General features: G+C 47.4%; 14 protein-coding genes. 9 read left to right on the forward strand and 5 right to left on the reverse strand.

From position 1 onward, the window contains the following. Positions 1-137: 137 nt before the first annotated feature. Genes QUB39_RS22970 through QUB39_RS23000 form a run of 7 tightly spaced genes read left to right on the forward strand, consistent with a single transcriptional unit; the run spans position 138 to position 8,873 of the window. Positions 138-1,283: a glycosyltransferase family 2 protein gene (locus tag QUB39_RS22970; protein WP_333057982.1), complete on the forward strand. Its 1,146-nt coding sequence runs from the start codon at positions 138-140 to the stop codon at positions 1,281-1,283. Between the two features lie 43 nt (positions 1,284-1,326). After that, positions 1,327-3,123: an ABC transporter ATP-binding protein gene (locus QUB39_RS22975; RefSeq protein ID WP_333212099.1), complete on the forward strand. Its 1,797-nt coding sequence runs from the start codon at positions 1,327-1,329 to the stop codon at positions 3,121-3,123. Positions 3,124-3,156: 33 nt separating this feature from the next. After that, positions 3,157-4,380, forward strand: coding sequence for a glycosyltransferase (locus tag QUB39_RS22980; RefSeq protein ID WP_333212101.1), 1,224 nt, complete (start codon positions 3,157-3,159; stop codon positions 4,378-4,380). A 60-nt stretch (positions 4,381-4,440) separates the two neighbouring features. Further along, positions 4,441-5,424 carry a glycosyltransferase gene (locus QUB39_RS22985; RefSeq protein WP_333057979.1) on the forward strand — a complete coding sequence of 328 codons (984 nt, stop codon included), beginning with the start codon at positions 4,441-4,443 and terminating at the stop codon, positions 5,422-5,424. Between the two features lie 35 nt (positions 5,425-5,459). After that, positions 5,460-6,743, forward strand: coding sequence for a glycosyltransferase (locus QUB39_RS22990; RefSeq protein ID WP_333212103.1), 1,284 nt, complete (start codon positions 5,460-5,462; stop codon positions 6,741-6,743). Between the two features lie 22 nt (positions 6,744-6,765). Continuing rightward, the gene (locus QUB39_RS22995; protein ID WP_333212105.1) at positions 6,766-7,536 is read left to right on the forward strand and encodes a class I SAM-dependent methyltransferase; all 771 of its coding nucleotides are present in this window, start codon (positions 6,766-6,768) and stop codon (positions 7,534-7,536) included. A gap of 5 nt (positions 7,537-7,541) precedes the next feature. After that, a complete protein-coding gene (locus QUB39_RS23000) occupies positions 7,542-8,873 on the forward strand; it encodes a glycosyltransferase family 4 protein (protein ID WP_333212107.1) in 1,332 nt (443 codons plus the stop codon). Positions 8,874-9,364: 491 nt separating this feature from the next. On the opposite strand, the gene QUB39_RS23005 is transcribed toward QUB39_RS23000, so the two are convergent. The 4 genes from QUB39_RS23005 to QUB39_RS23020 form a co-directional block, all read right to left on the reverse strand. After that, complete coding sequence (locus QUB39_RS23005; RefSeq protein ID WP_333057975.1) at positions 9,365-9,580, reverse strand: hypothetical protein; 216 nt, start codon at positions 9,578-9,580, stop codon at positions 9,365-9,367. A 66-nt stretch (positions 9,581-9,646) separates the two neighbouring features. Next, entirely contained in the window at positions 9,647-11,926 is a 2,280-nt protein-coding gene (locus QUB39_RS23010; protein WP_333212109.1) for a hypothetical protein, read from the reverse strand. Between the two features lie 176 nt (positions 11,927-12,102). Beyond that, positions 12,103-13,917 carry a peptidoglycan DD-metalloendopeptidase family protein gene (locus tag QUB39_RS23015; protein WP_333212111.1) on the reverse strand — a complete coding sequence of 605 codons (1,815 nt, stop codon included), beginning with the start codon at positions 13,915-13,917 and terminating at the stop codon, positions 12,103-12,105. 265 nt (positions 13,918-14,182) lie between these two features. Then, positions 14,183-15,370, reverse strand: a complete 1,188-nt coding sequence (locus QUB39_RS23020; protein WP_333057972.1) for an RNA-guided endonuclease TnpB family protein — start codon at positions 15,368-15,370, stop codon at positions 14,183-14,185. A 160-nt stretch (positions 15,371-15,530) separates the two neighbouring features. Here QUB39_RS23020 and pgeF point away from each other — a divergent pair, with 160 nt between their 5' ends. Together pgeF and QUB39_RS23030 are read left to right on the forward strand one after the other, a co-directional pair. Then, positions 15,531-16,409: a peptidoglycan editing factor PgeF gene (gene pgeF / locus QUB39_RS23025; RefSeq protein ID WP_333212114.1), complete on the forward strand. Its 879-nt coding sequence runs from the start codon at positions 15,531-15,533 to the stop codon at positions 16,407-16,409. 243 nt (positions 16,410-16,652) lie between these two features. After that, positions 16,653-17,264 carry a CPP1-like family protein gene (locus tag QUB39_RS23030; protein WP_333057970.1) on the forward strand — a complete coding sequence of 204 codons (612 nt, stop codon included), beginning with the start codon at positions 16,653-16,655 and terminating at the stop codon, positions 17,262-17,264. Positions 17,265-17,403: 139 nt separating this feature from the next. On the opposite strand, the gene QUB39_RS23035 is transcribed toward QUB39_RS23030, so the two are convergent. After that, complete coding sequence (locus tag QUB39_RS23035; RefSeq protein ID WP_333057969.1) at positions 17,404-18,090, reverse strand: HAD family hydrolase; 687 nt, start codon at positions 18,088-18,090, stop codon at positions 17,404-17,406. Positions 18,091-18,178: the final 88 nt, after the last annotated feature.

Raw genomic sequence — 18,178 nt, forward strand, 5'->3', positions numbered from 1 at the left:
AGAGAAGGCGGTACAATTTTTATTAGGGGTTTCTCGGCTATCTCTTCCAGCGACTGTGTAAGTCCTGACTGCGACGAGTGTAAGGTAGATATGCCAATCTACAAAGAAAAAAAAATGAAAAATCTTGTTAAAAAGCAATGCAGCCAGATTCTCAAAAATCTCCCACTTTACCTCTCGTCTCAGTCATTATCCCTGCATACAACGCTGAGCCATTTATTGAAGAAACTCTGAAATCAGTTTTAGCTCAAACTTATCCAGCAATTGAAGTTTTAGTAGTCGATGACGGTTCCCAAGATCGAACTCCTGAAATTGTCGAAAAATTTGGCCAAAAAGATTCTCGCGTCCAGCTTCTGAAACAGCCAAATTCTGGAGTCGCTGTTGCTCGAAACTTAGGAATTCAGAAATCCAGAGGAGAATATATTGCCCCCATTGATGCCGATGATATTTGGTATCCTGAAAACATAGAAAAACAAGTTGAATCTATGTTGGAGGGAGGGGAAGAAGTAGGGGTAGTCTATTCGTGGACAGTGGACTTAGATGAAAAAGGATTGCTAACAGGAGGATTCCGGTCTTTTAGAATTGAAGGTGACGTGTACGCCACCCTAATCTGCCACAACTTTATAGGAAACGCGAGTGCTTCTATGATCCGTCGCAGTTGTTTGGAAAAGGTGGGGGTTTATGACAAGACATTGAAGGAAAGGAATGCTCAAGGCTGTGAAGACTGGGACTTATACCTGCGGATAGCAGAGCTTTATCAATTTCGAGCCGTGCCGGAATTTTCCATTGGCTATCGCAGAATGTATAACACTATGTCTACCAACTATACGGCAATGGCGAATTCTCAATCTTTGATGCTGCAAGCGGCCAAGCAACGGCATCCCGAAATTCCCGATTTCCTGCACCGATTATCTACCAGTAATTTTTTGCTGTACTTAGCGAACCAAAGCAGCCGCAACGGCCGCGATCGCACCGCGCTCTTTTGGTTATTCCAAGCTTTAAAAACTGAGTGCATCTCACCCTTATTACGTTCTGGCTTTTACATAGTATTGGGAAAGAGCCTTCTAAACCTATTATCCCAGTCTGGGAAACATCAGGATGCTCTAGATGCACCTGTGAGAGTAGAAGATACGCCATACTCTGAGAACCCACCGATGGGCCGGGAGGTGTTGGTAGAGCTCCGGCGCAAAAAGATCGAATTCATGGTAACGATAGGGAACATTTTTCACCAGTCAATTTCCCTCCTTGTCCAGCGAAATCAACCAAATATTGACACGCTCCCTTAAGTAAAAATTAGCGCCACGCCACCGACAAAGGCAGAGTTGTCTTATGAAAAAAGAAATTCAGGCTATTAGAACTCTGCTACCCCTCCTCAAGCTTTATCCTTGGGCTATCCCGGCAATGATTTCCTTGGGTATGCTTGCTTCCCTTTCCGACGGCTTTGGCATTAGCTTATTCATTCCCTTTTTGCAAACTTTACAGCAAGAACAAGCTCAGGCTATAACTGGCAATTCTTTCATTGATTCTCTGAACCAGATATTCGCTGGTGTCCCTGCTGGCTACCGCGCCTTAATCATTCCATCTTGTATTTTAGTCAGCATCCTCATCAAAAACCTGATTGTCTATAGTAATTCTCTGCTTTTTGCTTGGTTAAATTCGCGAATTAGCAACCGATTGCGCTGCCAAATTTTTAACCAAACTTTAACCGTTAGCTACTCTTTCTTAGAGCGCAGCGAATCGGGAAAGATTATGAATATTTTGGCAACAGAGAGTTGGCAGACTAGCAAAGCTTTGAGTTTGTTTGTTAACTTGATTACGTCTGCTTGTACGATTACTGTCCTAGCGACGCTGTTACTGCTCATCTCTTGGCAACTCACCTTAATTATCAGTATAGCGCTCTTCCTCATCTCACAGTTCATCCAGTTTGTGACGCGGCGAGTCAAACATCTGGCACAGCAAGCAGTAGACGCCAATTCTCAGCTCGCTGTCCGAATGTGGGAGGGATTAGGGGGGATGAAAACCATCCGCTCCTTTGGACGGGAATCTTACGAGCAAGAACGCTTCGATCGCGCTTCCCTGCAGGTGCGAAACACCTTTTTGCAACTCGATATGCTGGGAGGGCTCATCAATCCGCTCTATGAAGTTTTTTCCGCACTCCTCCTGCTAGCAATTTTGGCGATCGCCCTCCTGCAAAACCAGTCAGCTATGCCAACGCTGCTGACTTTTTTATTCATCCTCTACCGCTTGCAACCGCAGGTGCAACAACTAGATATCGCGAGGTTAGGTTTAGTCTCTACCGCCTGTTCTGCTGAAGTGGTAATGTCTTTTTTAGACACTTCGGATAAACCTTACATCCGCTCTGGTACAGTTCCCTTTGACAAGCTGAAGCAGGCGATCTATTTTGAGTCAGTTTCCTTAACTTACAATCCTGAAGATCGGCCGGCAATAGAGGCTGTCTCCGTCGAGTTTAAACGCGGCGAAACGACTGCTTTAGTGGGGCCATCGGGTGCGGGAAAATCTACGATCATCAGCCTCCTCTGCCGCTTTTACGAGCCAACATCAGGAGGAATTTATGTTGACGACTGCTCATTAAAAGAACTTAATTTAATGGACTGGCGGAAACGAATTGCGATTGTCAGCCAAGATGTCCATATCTTTAGCGGGACGGTGAGGGATAATATCGCCTATGGGCGTTTAGAAGCAACCGAGGCAGAAATTTTTGAGGCGGCAAAACTTGCCAATGCTCACGATTTTATCAGCCAACTGCCGGAAGGGTATGACACGAAAGTGGGCGATCGCGGCGTTCGCCTTTCTGGCGGGCAAAGGCAGCGCATTGCCCTCGCTCGGGCGATTGTCCGCAACCCAGATATTCTAATTCTGGATGAAGCAACGAATGCTCTGGATAGTATTGCCGAAAACTTGATTCAGGATGCCCTCAATACGCTCAGCCAGGATCGTACCGTCATTGTCATTGCTCACCGCTTATCGACGATAGAAAATGCGGATAAAATTATTGTGATGGAAAATGGCAGGGCGATCGAACAAGGCAACCTCCAGTATTTGCTGAAACTCGACGGCCTCTTCGCCAAGCTTTATCACTTGCAACACCGTAACGTACAAAACTAAGTAAAAAACTAAGAGTAAGTTGGTGAATTATTTATGCCTTATCCCATCCTTGACATTGAAGTGACACAGCCCCTCCCAAATCTGATAATTTCTGAGGAGGATACAGGAATTGCCTTAGTTGTGCGGCGCAAAGATAAAGCTGTTGGTTTGATCATGCAGCCTCTTCCTCCCAAGACCGTCCTTTCTCCTGAAGATTTAGCTAAAATCATTGAACGGGAGGTTGGCATTAAGTTACTTCAGGAATCGATTAGAGAAGAGCTAACTCCTGCCGAAAATGGCGATCCCTTTCCGCCGCTGACAGTAGCAATTTGTACGAAAGATCGGCCGGACAACTTGGCGCGGTGCCTGCAACATTTACTCAAGTTGCAAACACCTATTTTGGGTGAAAAGCTTTACTTTGAAGTGTTAGTAATTGATAATGCACCTTCAGATGAAAGAACGAAGGAATTGGTAGACTCTCTACCAGGAGTTCGCTATGGCCGGGAACCAAAACCCGGTTTAGACTTCGCTCGCAATCGCGCCTTGCAGGAAGCAACGGGCGAACTATTAGCCTTTCTTGACGATGATGTCACGCCCGATCGCCAATGGCTCAAAGGCTTGAGGGAAGCTTGGGCAGAAAATCCTGATGCTGGCGGTTTTACAGGGTTAGTGCTGCCTTATGAGTTAGTGACTGAAGCCCAAATTTTATTTGAAAGCAGAGGAGGCTTTCGACGCGGTTTTGAAAAAATTCGTTATGGTCAAATCTTGCCCTATAATCCCTTATACCCCTGTGGGGCTGGCATATTTGGAGCTGGTTGCAATATGGCATTTCGCCGAGATGTTCTACTGAAATTAGGGGGATTTGATGATGCACTCGATACAGGTGCGCCTCTCCCCGGCGGTGGCGATTTAGATATGTTTTATCGAGTTGTTCGCGCTGGCTATCCCCTCGTCTATGAGCCTCGCTATCTGGTGTTTCACCAACACCGTCGGGAATATGAAAAATTGCGCCGCCAGTATTGGACGTGGGGTTTAGGTTTTATGGCTTTTGTCGTAAAATCTTATCAGACCGATCCGAGCCAACGCTCGAAATTGCGCTGGCTTGTAGCCTGGTGGTTTGCCAATCAGTTAAATCAGTTGCAACAAAGTGTCAGAGGATGCCATGTATTGCCTCCGCCCATGATTCTAGCCGAGTTGTGGGGCGGTGTTGTAGGTCTGTTTGGGGAATATCCCCGCTCTTTAAAACTAATTGAAAAAATTAGGCAGCAATTTGCCTAAAATTAGGAGAGTTTTTTCAGAGATATGTTTCATATTGAATGCAGGGAAGAATAGTTAAATATGAGTAAGCTTCCGCCGATTGATATCGTAATTTGTACTTATAACAATGCTCCCCTTTTAGACAAAGCTCTCTCAGCTATTTCCCAACAAATAGTTTCACCCAACCTAGAGTGGAGGGTTTTAGTAGTTGACAATAATTGCACCGATAATACGCAGAAAATTGTCGAAAAATATCGAGTGATGGGGCAAATTCCCCAGCTTTCTACAGTATCAGAAACACAGCAAGGATTAACCTATGCCCGCCACTGTGGCGTTAAAAATACAACTGCTGATTGGATTGCTTTTGTAGATGACGATTGCTTCCTGGCAGAAAATTGGGTGGAACAAGCTGTTAGATTTGCAGCAGCTCATCCCGACTGCGGCGCTTTTGGCGGTCGAGTAATTTTAGATTGGGAAACTCTACCAGCCAAATATGTATTGAATTATGGGTACTCCTTCGCACAACAAGAACACGGTACAGAACCCCAAAAAAAATCTTGTTTAGTGGGAGCAGGATTAGTTCTGAATAGAGCAGCCCTCGCTCATACTGGCTGGATAGATAAACCGTTACTTCAAGATCGCATCGGAACTAAGCTCATATCAGGGGGAGATGTGGAAATCGCTTTGCGGATTTACGGAGCAGGATACGACCTGTGGTACACTCCCGACTGTCAGTTAAGACACTTTATTCCGGCTAGGCGTACTTCTCAAAAATACTTGATCGACATTAACTATGGTCTAGGAACCTCTCAAGTTTTGGGGGATTCTCTTCTCTGGTCTGGTTCTTATCGAGATTGGCTGTTGAAATTTATTATCGATGCGGTGAAAGCTTCCCAAAATGTCCTGATTCAATCTTTAAGAGCAGCTTTGGGGCGGATGAATCCAGCGGAAGTGGAGATAAATGGGAGTTTTGTCCGTGGTAAGTGGGCCGGAATTAGCCGTGTGGTTCGCATGAGCCCAGAAGAACGCAGCTTGATATTGGGGCGTGCAAAATTAGCTGGCTAAACAGCTCATAAATAATATTTCTTGAGGTAATTTCTGTGAGCAAGCCTTGGAAAGTTCTCAATGTCGAATTGAGCGAAAATATTCCTGAATTGCCCTTGATTTCCAACTACGCCGGAATATATGTAGTGTTTTGGTGGCATAATATCCCCCTTGGCGAACGGGAGATTTTAGAGGATCAGTTGCCAATCTCGGCTTCACAACTAGCGAATCTAGCGGCGCTGGCGATCGCGCCTGCAGTCGGTAGCCACCTGCTAGAGCAAGGTTTTAAAGCGCCTTTGCCTGAAGTTTACAAAAAAAATCGGGCGTGGCACCAGCCCCCTGAGTTTCATGCCCTGACTGCCTTAGAGCAACCCCTGGCCAAGCTGCAGGAACGCTTGAACCAGACTAGCAGCGCATCTGTTTCTGTCGTAATCGGCACTCGAAATCGGCCAGAACAGTTGGCGCGATGTTTGCAATCCCTGCAAAATTTATCCCAACCTGCTCATGAGCTTATCGTGATTGATAATGCTCCGAGTTCAGACGCCACCCGCCAACTGGTGGCTGAGATCCCTGGAGTCAAATATGTATTAGAACCTCGCCCTGGTTTAAGCATCGCCCGCAATACTGGCATCCGCCACTGTACAGGCGACATTATTGCGTTTACCGATGACGATGTGATCGTTCACCCTGACTGGGTGGCCAGGATTGCACAAAGCTTCCGCGAATCCAAGATCATCGCTGTAACCGGCCTCGTCCTGCCTGCTGAACTCGAAACAGAAGCCCAATTAATATTCCAAAAAGGTGATACGGGCTTTGGTTGGGGATACCGATCTCTGACTTTTGACGCTGAATTTTTTAAGGATACGAAACACCTAGGCGCTCCCGTTTGGCGCATTGGTGCAGGAGCAAATATGGCTTTTCGGCGTGAAGCTTTTGAGTTACTAGGAGACTTTGACGAACGCTTGGGTGCAGGGGCATCTGGGTGCAGTGAAGATTCAGAGCTATGGTATAGAGTGCTGGCGGAAGGGTGGATTTGCTACTACGATCCGACCCCTGTTGTTTATCACTATCACCGGGGCGATCTCGATAGCTTGAAACATCAGATGTACCAATATATGCGGGGTCACATCGCGGCCCTTTTGATTCAGTTTGGGCGCTACAAGCACTGGGGGAACTTGCTTCGCTTATTCATCATTTTACCTCTCTATTATGTGAAACGATTTTTAATCGGTCTTTTGACCGGATTTAAAGGGATTAATAGAACGCTATTGGCAGAGGTATTAGGTTGCTTTGCGGGAGTCAGCTTTTACCTCAAAAATCGTGTAAAGAAGGATCAATAGTTTTTCCAATTAGAGGAAGATTATGGCAACAGTTGTTGAGACCAAAAAATTTGAGACGCATAAAGAAAAGCTGGGCAATTTCTTAGCCCGCAACCCTTTCGGTCAGCCCTTGACCCTGGGATTCTTTTACCGAGAAAAGATGCGGGCAATTCACCGCATTTCCCCAGATATGCCCTTTAAAGAAATTTTAGAAGTAGGAGGAGGTCAAGGAGGCTTAACGTCTTTACTTTATCCGCAAGCGCAAATTACTAACATTGACCTCGATCCTAAATATGCAAATGTTCCTTGCAACCTGCAGGAAAAAGTACGCTTCATCTGTGGCGACGCGACCAATTTACCGTTTGAAAATGAGTCCTTTGATGCAGTGACGATGTTCGACGTTCTCGAACACATTCCCGACCACCAAAAAGCTGTATCTGAAGCGCTGCGAGTGCTTAAACCCAAGGGTTTTTTATTAGTGAGCAGTCCCAATGAGAACTGGCGCTTTCCCTACTACGGCGTGATGAAACCGCTCTGTCCGCCTGAAGCAGAGGTGATGGCAGAATGGGGTCACGTTCGGCGCGGCTATAGGATCGATGAACTGACAGGACTAATCGGTTTGCCTTACCAGAGTTCTGCTACTTTTATCAATCCCCTGACAGTAGTCTGCCATGATTTTGCTTTCTCTCGCTTGCCTCCCCTCATACGCCTATTATTCTGTACTGCTCTGAGTCCTGTAACCTGGGTAAGCTATTGGCTGCATAAACCTGAATCATTGGGGACGGAAACTGCATACGCTTGGCAAAAGCCATAAAATTTATGAATTTCCAACCAGAACCAACGATCGCCCTCCTGCACTGGGGCGATTTAATCGAAGATTTTTTAGATACCATCGGGGTTTCCTTTGAAGCTTTCTGCAACGAAATGACGGGGGGCTGGATGTTTGGCTACATTGAGGCGCTGCGGCGGGCAGGGGTGCGGACAGTGTTATTCTGCATCTCTGGTAGCGTGGCTGAACCCGTGCGCTACACCCACAAAGACACAGGTGCAACAATCTGCACCCTGCCGGCACCTCAACTCTACCAAGCTGTCCGCCGCCAGATGGTTAACCCTCAAGGGTGGACGGTTCAGGATATGTTTGGAGAGGTTCGAGGCCTGGGCCGTCTGATGTTGGCAGGGGTGAAAAGCGTTACTCCTTATCTGGCTACACCGCTGGGGTTGCTGGCGGCAGAACTGCGACGGGAAAACTGCCAAGCGATTCTCTGCCAAGAATACGAGTACCCGCGCTTCGACGCTTGCACTTGGTTGGGGTGGCGGATGGGGCTGCCTGTTTTTGCGACGTTTCAGGGGGGCGATTTTCAGGTTAGTCCTTGGGAAGGTTTGTCGCGCCCGATCGCCCTCAAAGCGAGCGCGGGTTTAATTATTGCTTCGCAAACCGAGGTACAGCGCGTGCAAAGTCGCTATGGCGTGCCGACAGCCAAGATTGCCCGCATTTTTAACCCGCTGGATTTGGAACTGTGGCAACCAATGGATCGCGCTGAAGCTAGGCAACTGCTGGGTTTTCCCGGTGACGCTGAAATTGTCGCCTGTCACGGGCGGATTGAGATTCGCCGCAAGGGGTTAGATATATTGCTGGAAGCTTGGGAACGGATCTGCCGCGATCGCCCAGGCCGAGATTTGCGGCTGTTGCTGGTGGGGACTGGTAGCGACGCGGAGGAATTGAGCCAGCGAATCGCTCAGATGCAGCTTTCTGGCATTGTTTGGGTGAATGAATATGTGCGCGATCGCGCTTTGATGCGACAGTACCTCTCGGCTGCTGACGTTTATACTTTGCCTTCTCGGCATGAGGGGTTTCCGGTTGCACCGCTGGAGGCGATGGCTTGCGGGTTGCCCGTTGTGGCTGCTGACGCCCCTGGAGTGCCTGATATTTTCGAGGGGGGCGAAGCTGACGGCGGGATCGTTGTGCCCCGTGAGGATGCAACCGCTTTGGCAGGGGGGATCGGTCGGGTTTTAGACGATCGGGCGTGGGGGCGGGAGTTGGGTAAGCGCGCTCGCATTCGGGTGGAAACTCATTTTTCTCTGGAGGCGATCGGTGTGCAACTGCGACAGTTTTTGTGCGATCGCTCTTTAGCGCACATTCGGCATATCTGACTCGCAGCACTGGGAATGCTTGAAAAATCCCAGCCCTAAAAATTTATCTCCGCCTAATTTTTCTGGTTTTATTATCATTTTTTTTGCCAATTATCGGAGACCTAATAAATTTAACTTTACGAATTTTTTTAATATATTCATTGTTTCAACTAAGGAATGAGAATTAAATAACTTCCACAATGAAAGTGGGATGGGCGTCCCGCCCGTCCACTCATGACGGGCGGGACGCCCATCCCACAATAACAATTAAAATTGTAAGTTATTTAATTCGCAATCCTTAGCAATTTATTCTGGGAGGGTGACAAAGATGTCTAGGAACTAGAACGACTCAGGGTTTCTCCCTGTATACGCTGTTGATAAAAGCTAATTTTATTACGAGCTAACTTCATTAATTCTTGCACAGGTTCAGAAGATTGTTCCAGATAATTTACCCGCTGCCCTCCATCTCAACCAACGCCAAATGTACTCCCTATAAGGTATTTTTGGCTCGGTTATTTACGGCGAGATACATATTTTTGCACCTGCATTTTCTGAATATTAGTGCCTTCAAATCCAGCATTTTGAGAACTGAAAAATTCCGCGCGATCGCTAATAGCATTATAGTAGCTGTAAAGGTAATCGCTCAGTTGCTGGCTGCCAGTCGAATAGAGGTTATTCGGCAGCGCGTTTACCGTTATACCTCCGATTAAGCAGTGTGGTGTTTCCACAAATCGATTTTCCCGATTCTGCAGCCCTGTAGCCACTAAACCGTATTGAATTATAACTGCTATATTTTAATTTTTCAAACGATACAACACCGACTCAGTATTAAAATTTTTTCCGAAAACTGGTTCCAGCGGGCCTTCGGCACTTGTCAGCCAAGATAGAGCTTTTCTGGTAGCTGCGTCTGTCCCAGTCAGGGGCCCGAATCCTACAGTCCTAATTTTATTTCGCCGTAGATTGTCAATCCATGCCGAAAGTCGATCGGCTCTAAACGGCACATATAAGACTTGTCTGTCCAAATTTCTCCCGTAAAACAGGTAGCTGCGCGAACTTAAAAAGAAGCCTATTCTTTCATTTGGTACTGTATTTTTATCAATATATTCGTAAATACCACGATACAGTTCGGTGCGTGCAAAATCTCGCTTTTCCCTCCAATTACCAATTACTATCAATCCGATAAAGACACCAATTATCACTATGTAAATCGATTTTTTTCGGGTGGGAAATAGATGATTTAGCCATCTATAGCCAGGATTGATTTTCCACAATATCGCAGCCAGCGTCACTGACACCAGATAAAATATTGGGTATCTTAATATATCTGGCAAACTGGGGCCTAATATTTTCCCGATAGTATTAATAGCTTCTATTGGGTTAGACTTAAAATTGTCAATCAACAAGCTCCCCCAAACAATACTATCTCCGGTGAAAGAAGCATTTTTAATATAATCAAAAATTGTGTTGCTAGTAATTCCTAACAAACCACTAACTAAAACCACTATCAGAACAACTAGATTGGGAGTTTTCAAGATAGTTGCTGTAGCTGCTGCTGCGACGGCGAGTACGCTTAAAAAGGGAAATCCGTATCTGAGGTTAAAACCGAGTAAAGGGCTGAGTTGACCGATCGAATCTCCCGCCGTACCGGACGTGTAAGGTGTAATTAGATACAGAATTTCTGTGCTGGCGAGAAGTATAATTAAAATAATATTATTTTGATTAATTATTCTAGTTTTACCCTGGAAAAAAGCCAGAGGTGCTGCCAATACCTGAAGCGCGATCGCCAGAAAGGGCAGTTGCAATCTAATGATAATTTGTACGCCGACAGTTTTCCAGTGGGAAATATTGCTGGGATTAAATTGAGCTGCTAAAGTGCTTTGCCAAATCTTTAGAAGTGGCGAAGCGGGCTGCTTCTGTACCGGAGGTATGGGTGCAGTTATGGGAGACGGGAAGGAAACAGGATCTAAGGGAATTTTAATATCGCCGACTTCGCCGACAGGATAATTGATTTGCAGCAAGTTTCTCGCATACCAAAAACATCCTAAAAGCAAGCAACAAGCTAGGCCGCCAAGTAACACTGGTTTGAGAAAGTGGCGAATTCTAAAATGAGCTGGTGTAGATTTTTTATTAACCGCGAATCTTTTAATTTCTAATATTGCTAATCCTCCTAAAAGTGAGGCGGCATAGATTATTCCCGTGATTTTTATTCCGGCTAGCATTCCTGCGTTTGCCAAAAATAGCGAGAGTTCGGATTGCGATCGGCTGCTATGATAGGATAAACCTAGATACAAGCCGACTGTAAATATTGCAGCTAGCGGTAAATCGGGCTGAATGGTGTTAACTTGGTTGAGCATCATCGGTACTGTCAATACTAAAGATGCTGCTGCCATACCGTGAATTCGGGTTGCTCCAAATTTTATGCTTAATAGATAGACGGCAATTCCCTCAAGTACCCACGCAATTACCAGGGGGAAAGCTGCTAGAAAATCTTCTCCGAAGGGAAGCACACACAAAGCAGATAAAACGTGCCAATTGTAGGGATATACTCGTGCTTGCTCTTGTTCAAAAATCCAATTTCCGGTGGCATCTAATAATGTAAATGAATGGGTTTGATACCATCGGGCGATCGCAGGCAGGTGAAACCACAATGAATCATAATTGGTTATGGGTTTGGTTGCGATAGTTTCCAACAGCACAAATCCAGCCAAAGCGGTGGCAACAATAATTAGTGATTCTGAGAGAGTCCGAGGTTGATTGAGTTGGGGAATCTGCCACTCGGAGAAGGTAAAAGTTTTGTGATTTTTGGTATAAATCAGGATGAAGCCGATCGCACAAATCAGAATTTCTGCTATAATCACCGCAGCAATATTTAGTCGATCGGCACTTCCTAAAATCAAGCCGATACAAACTTGGGCAATACTCCATCCCGTCAGGAGTACGAGGAGAAAATGGGGAAATGAATAGTTATTGTTTTCTTTCTGATTCTCAAAGGCAAGAGACAAGCTTAAGGGAATCGGCCCGACTACAATAATCAGAAATAAAATTAATTCCCACAAATGCTGCGCTATTAGCATAAGCTGCAAGTTACCATTTTTTATGAGTTTTTCCTCGTTACCCGACTCTTTCGGGTAACGAGGAAAAACAACGAGTTAGCGTGCTGGTTGCACAAAACATTAATTTTCTTGTGGGGAGTAGGGGTTTGGCTTTTCGACCGTTCCACAAGAAAATTAATCTAGCCAATCCCCAATTTTTACCTGTTAGCTTGCTTCTGAGTTTTGGGTTTGACGGCTTCGGTATCTTTGGGCTTAGAAATGTCAGCTTTTAACAGTTCCGGGAATGGCGGCTGGAGGTTGTGAACTTCGATGTCCATTCCCAGTGGCAGAGGTGGCAACTGGGGCAGATCGTTTTCCCAATCCTTGAGTGAGTTAGCGGTTTGTATTTCCACCATTTTCGGGATTTGCGGTACTTTGGCGGTTTCCAAACTGCCGATCATTTTTGCCAGAGCGAATTCTAGCTGAGATCCCGGGTCGATCGCCACCCAACCCCGATCGGTCATTTGCCGAACCTCGAAGTGAAGGTGAGGCCCTGTAGACATTCCCGTACTGCCGACGCGGCCGATCGTCTCTCCCTGTTTCACGAACTCTCCCGGTTTCACAAACAGTTCCGAAAGGTGGGCGTAGAGAGTTTCCTGAGACTTTTTGTTGTGGTTGAGAACCACCGTCAAACCGTAGCCACCCAACCAATCGGCGATCGCCACTTGACCCGCATAGGCCGCCAGTACGGGCGTTCCCATCGGGGCCCCCAAGTCTGTTCCGGTGTGAAACCTGCCGTAGCCCAGAACTGGATGAGTCCGCCACCCAAAGGGCGAAGTAATTGCCGAAGCAATAGATAGCGGGAACAGCAAGCTGGTGTTGCCATTGCCGGGGACGCCTGGGGGACGCGGCGTGAGATTGTAGTAAGCAAAACCGGTATTGCTGCCACTGCTGACACTAACGGCACCGACTTGAACCGGCCCAAGTCCCATGCTGGGCGCTGGAGCGCCGCCGCCGTAAGATGCAGATCCGGCATAATACCCAGTGTCTGCGGAGTATCCAGTGTCTGCGGAGTAGCCGATGTTAGCCGAGTATCCAGTGTTTGCCGAGTAGCCGGTGTCTGCGGAGTATCCTGCGTCTGCGGAGTATCCTGCGTTCGGCGAGTAGCGCGGGGGTGCGTAACCAGATGCCGGTGGGTTTGAATCCCTCCAAACCTGGCTGCCTATTTGTTGAACGGCTTGACCGAGTTTACTGACAGGATTTCCGCTACTATTTCCGGCAACAGTTCCCCGAACATCGCTCGGAAGGCTTTCTGGCAGATTTCGAGGAGGAGGGGCTGCAATATAGCCGTCGTCTGCGATCGGAGGTTCCTCTCTGTAGTTGGGTTCTCCGGCATCTGCCGTCACCGGCTCGGAAACAGGAGGAGGCGCGCACAAACCGCCTTCTCCTTCGCAGCCGGTCGATCGCTCTGCAAACTCTATTCTCGTTGGCGCTTCGTACTCTTGGTATTCTTCGTACTCGCTGGTAGCGCCAATGCTGTAGTCTGTTTGGTCGATTTCAGCGTGGGCTGGGTTAACTGGCGCTTCAAAAGGTGGCTCCTGGGCCGTCGCTTCTGGCAGGGGAATCAGGGCGGGCTCTGGCAGATAATATTGGGTAGGAGGTGGTTCGCTGGCGTACTCCGGCTCCCAGGCAGGTTCGGGATCGAAAGGCTCGGACGGTGGAACTTCTGCCTGCGGTTCAGGGTATGGTTCTGGTTCCACTTGGCTGTATGCGGGTTCCGGGGGCGGGAGAGGAGCTTCAAATAATGGCTGGAGGTCTGCTGCGCCGGGGACGGCTTGTTCTGCGGGCGGAGTTTCGGCTTGGGCCCAAACTAAGCCTTTGCTGAGCAGTCCCAGACTGGCAAGACAACCCAGTCCCACCAGCAGTGAGCGATCGGACAAAAGGCGCGATCGAGTCCGGGCGCCTGTAGGGTTCTTTTTTTGCTGTTTGGTTTTCAAATGGGCTGTTATTTGCTTGTCTGGAACTGGTTTCACGATTTTTTTTCCCAACTCAACAGGGGGCACAAGGATCTCGAAGTCAGGATCGAATGTATGGCAATCCTTGTCTTTATATACAGGCCTAACTGATTTTACCGGGCTTGAGGCAATTTTTTCTGCACATCGAACAAGCTCAAATGCTTTACGCATTCAGTCGCGATCGATATCCGGTTTTTTTGAACCGATGGCACTTGCCTAGAAGTCTGTGACGGCCACACTGTTGACATCCACCCAGGCGTAAACGCACGGGGATTCCCAAACCTCACGATTCAGGTTTCTGCTTCTGTCCCTTACGGGGTTTCGCACCAGCCTTAACAGATTTACTCTGTTCTGGTCTTACAGTCGCTCCACAGACTGACACGGCAAGCCCTGCCGCCAAAATATTTTTTGCCGCATTAATATCTCGGTCATGGCGCGTCCCGCAATTAGGACAATCCCATTCCCGGATATTCAACGGCATCTTGTTAACGATGTGTCCGCAATTACCACACCGTTTTGAACTCGGAAACCATCGGTCAATCTTAATTAAAGTACGATCGTACCAATCGCACTTGTAGTCAAGTTGTCTGACTACTTCCCCCCAACTTGCATCACTTATAGAAGCGGCAAGTTTGGGGTTTTTAACCATATTCTTCACAGCTAAGTTTTCTACGGCGATGGTTTGGTTTTCACGCACCAACCGCGTCGTTAACTTGTGAAGATTATCTTTCCTTGCATCAGTAATTTCTTGATGCACTTTCGCTACTTTAAGCCGTGCTTTGTGACGGTTTTTTGACCCTTTTTGTTTGCGACTTAAAGATTTTTGCGATCTTCTAAGTTTGCGATATTTTGCCTTGAATCCTTTGGGATTGGCAATCTTTTCGCCAGTGCTTAGAGTGAGCAAGCTTGTAACTCCCAGGTCGATACCGACTTGATTATCTGTTCTAGGTAATGCTTCAATTTCAACCTCTACCAGCAGAGAAACTGACCACCTACCTGATGGTGCAAGCTTTACTGTAATTGTTGATGGTCGGCAACCATCAGGTAGTGTCCGGCTCCAGCGAATGGGTAACGCTTCTGTGCTTTTTGCTAGGTAGACTTGTCCATCTTTGAACTTAAATGCTGACTTGGTAAATTCTGCACTACCACCGTTGCGTTTCTTTTTGAAGTTAGGATATTGTGCCCGCCCATCAAAAAAGTTGGTATAAGCCGTTTGTAAATGTCTCAAGCATTGCTGTAATGGCACACAGCTAACTTGGTTCAGAAAATCTAGTTCTTCGGTTTTCTTCCATTCGGTTAACATTGAAGAAGTCTCAGCATAGCCTACCCGTTTGTGTTCTGCGTACCAAGCTTCCGTTCTTGTGGCTAAAGCACGGTTGTAGACCAAACGAACACAACCCAAAGTACGTCGCAACAAACTTTCTTGTTCCGGCGTTGGGTAGAATCGATAGCTGAAGGCTTTTTGTGTCATGCTGACCTTAAGTACGCTATTTCACATAATAGCACGTCTTGTGTGAAATGGTAGAGCTTAACAAAAATTCATGTAAAGCCTTCCTAAAAGGACGGGGTTTGGGCCCTCCGCTTCGCTCCGCCCATTTTTTTGATGATTCGCTTGAGTAAGGATAGATTTCATGACTTTAGCTGGCGATCGCTTGACAAATTTTCCTGGCTCTGAGTGCGCCGGAGGACCTGACGGTATCAGTTGGGACTGGCAGAGTTTTGAAGGCTTGCCCTATCTGACTTGCAGCTTGCTTTCTCGCTGGTCTCACGGCTTTTTTACTCGCGATTTCTCGCCCCAGGGCCCGATCGATCTGACGGAAGTTCTCGAACCTGGAGCTAAGGTTTACCGACTCCAACAGGTACACGGCAATGCGGTACTCAAAACGAGTGAGTTGTCACCCGTTGTGGCTCCGGGCCCGGAAACCGCTGCCCCAAGCTATGCTGAGGCTGATGGCTTGGTTGCCCATCAAGAATTGGAGGCGCTGTGGGTTTGCTCGGCTGACTGTGTGCCGGTGCTGATTGCTGACGATCGCACGGGACTGGTTGCGGCAGTTCACGCGGGTTGGCGCGGGACTGCTGCTAAGATATTACCAGAGGCGATCGCTCAACTTGTGGCACAAGGCAGTCAACTAGAAAATCTGAAGATTGCTATGGGGCCGGCGATCGCTGGAGAGGTTTACCAGGTATCTGTGGAAGTAGCAGCGGAACTGGGAGCCACCATTGCTCCTAAGAGTGCCGTTAGTGCGACAGCAGACGGCATCTGCGAGTTTTTGCATCAACTGCCGCAAACGCCTGTCTTAGCCGATCCAGAACCGGGAAAAGTACGCTTGGATGTTCGCCTCTGCAATGCTCTGCAATTGCAGCAGTTGGGAATCGATCTTTCTCAAGTGGCGATCGCTCCTTTCTGTACTTATTCTGACTCGGCTCGCTTTTTTTCCTATCGCCGCGATCGACTTAAAAAAGTCCAGTGGTCGGGAATTGTGAGCGCCTGCAGGACAAGTCCCTTCTGAGGGCATTTGGCAGAAGGTAAAATTTTAGACGGCCAAGATAAAAATAACAATCTTTGGATTCATTATTTTTTATTTACGAATGCCAAATGCCTTCTAGTTTCAACCTTCGTAAGGTTTGCTGGTTCCTGTTTTAAAGCACTAAAAACTAGCAGCAAAACTTTTGGGAAAGCGGCAGAGCTCCCGCCCCGCTTTCCTCTCTTGTTAAGATTACTCTATAACGAGAGTCTTCAGCGGGTTATTACAATGAGTGAGCCAACTCCCTATCAACTTCTTGAAGTCGATGAAGATGCTTCCTTTGATGAAGTGCAAGAGGCCCGCACGCGCCTAGGCGAGCAGTACAGCGGTGACAAGAAACGTTTGGAATTGATCGAAGCCGCTTACGATGCGATCCTCATGGATCGCCTGCGGCAGCGACAGGAAGGGAAAATTAAAGTGCCCGAACGCATCCGCTTTCCCGAACGGCTGACTCCCCCACCCCCAAGCTTTACTCCGTCTCCTCCGAGTGGCAGCCCAGCTTGGTTGCAGCGGTTAATCGATACTCCTAGTCGATCGGACATTTTGTGGCCGGCTGGGGTGTATGTGGGGTTAGGCGGACTGAGTATTTATCCGGCGGCTAATGATGGTTTACTACAGTTGACTCTGGCTCTTGGGGTCGGCTCTTGTCTTTATTTTATTAATCGCAAGGAACAAAAATTTGGTCGCGCCGTGCTGCTGACTGTGGCTGGCTTGGTTATAGGCTTGTTGCTGGGAGGCTTTTTGGGTTCTTTGGTCAGTCCGGCATTTATAACAACAGAGAAATTTATCGCTGTGTTTACGTTTTTAATTCTGTGGCTGGTCAGCAGTTTTCTGCGATAGTCAGCAGTCATTAGTCAGCAGTCATTAGTCAGCAGTTATTAGTCAGCAACCAACAACTAATAACTGTGAAATCAAGACCTCTGAAAAATAACATCAGCTAACAATTAATAACTAATGACTAATGACTAATGACTAATGACTAATTTTTGCCACCTAAGATAATCTCAACTGCTTCGCTCAAATTGTTAGCAATTAAATCCGGTTGGTGCATTTCTAGTTGGGTGCGATCGCGAATTCCGCACAAAACACCAATTACCTTGACACCGTGCGTTTTGGCTGCTACAATATCTGCCTCCGTATCGCCAACCATCCAAGTGTCAGAAGCCGGCGGGAGTTCGGCGAGAGCTCTTGCCATCAACAGGGGCTTATCTTTGACATCCCCGGTTTTAACGTAATCGTTGGGGAGGCAATAGCGGCGGTTTTCGGGGAAAAATTGCCCTAAATTGCAGCGGTTGAAGGCTTCATCTAGTTCCCTAACGCGGCGCATGGTCATCACGGCTAAGTCTACTCGAGCGCGCTGCACCTTTTCGAGAGTTTCGACAGCGCCGGGAGCTGGTCGATCGTAAATCATGTAGGGTAGGGTGTGGACGGTTTGACGGCGTTTCTGGGCAAAATCGGGGGCTTGGGCAGCGTCTAATCCTGAGAGGATGGCGATTTCGGTTTCGGGAACCCGCGCGCGCTTCATGTCCCAAAACTCTGCCTTGGGGAGTTCGCGCACTGCTTGACCCTCACGTTGAGTCTCGGCGAGACACTTCTGGTAAACTCGGTAGTAGCGATCGGACACGTCCATAATCGGGCCGTCAAAGTCGGTAATAAGTCTCAGCATTTAGCAGAGTATTTTTAAGCTTTGTATACAAATCCTTCGATACTATATCATTTAAAGGTAACACTTTCTTTACAAAAATTGACACAAA

This window comes from Microcoleus sp. AT8-B5 (assembly GCF_036705565.1).
Classification (GTDB): domain Bacteria; phylum Cyanobacteriota; class Cyanobacteriia; order Cyanobacteriales; family Microcoleaceae; genus Microcoleus.

Excerpts from the sequence above, each read along its gene's own strand:
- QUB39_RS23035 (WP_333057969.1), bottom strand. The coding sequence starts at position 18,090 with ATGCTGAGACTTATTACCGACTTTGACGGCCCGATTATGGACGTGTCC.
- QUB39_RS23000 (WP_333212107.1), top strand. The coding sequence starts at position 7,542 with ATGAATTTCCAACCAGAACCAACGATCGCCCTCCTGCACTGGGGCGAT.
- pgeF (WP_333212114.1), top strand. The coding sequence starts at position 15,531 with ATGACTTTAGCTGGCGATCGCTTGACAAATTTTCCTGGCTCTGAGTGC.
- QUB39_RS22975 (WP_333212099.1), top strand. The coding sequence starts at position 1,327 with ATGAAAAAAGAAATTCAGGCTATTAGAACTCTGCTACCCCTCCTCAAG.
- QUB39_RS22980 (WP_333212101.1), top strand. The coding sequence starts at position 3,157 with ATGCCTTATCCCATCCTTGACATTGAAGTGACACAGCCCCTCCCAAAT.
- QUB39_RS22995 (WP_333212105.1), top strand. The coding sequence starts at position 6,766 with ATGGCAACAGTTGTTGAGACCAAAAAATTTGAGACGCATAAAGAAAAG.
- QUB39_RS22970 (WP_333057982.1), top strand. The coding sequence starts at position 138 with ATGCAGCCAGATTCTCAAAAATCTCCCACTTTACCTCTCGTCTCAGTC.
- QUB39_RS23010 (WP_333212109.1), bottom strand. The coding sequence starts at position 11,926 with ATGCTAATAGCGCAGCATTTGTGGGAATTAATTTTATTTCTGATTATT.
- QUB39_RS23030 (WP_333057970.1), top strand. The coding sequence starts at position 16,653 with ATGAGTGAGCCAACTCCCTATCAACTTCTTGAAGTCGATGAAGATGCT.
- QUB39_RS23020 (WP_333057972.1), bottom strand. The coding sequence starts at position 15,370 with ATGACACAAAAAGCCTTCAGCTATCGATTCTACCCAACGCCGGAACAA.
- QUB39_RS22985 (WP_333057979.1), top strand. The coding sequence starts at position 4,441 with ATGAGTAAGCTTCCGCCGATTGATATCGTAATTTGTACTTATAACAAT.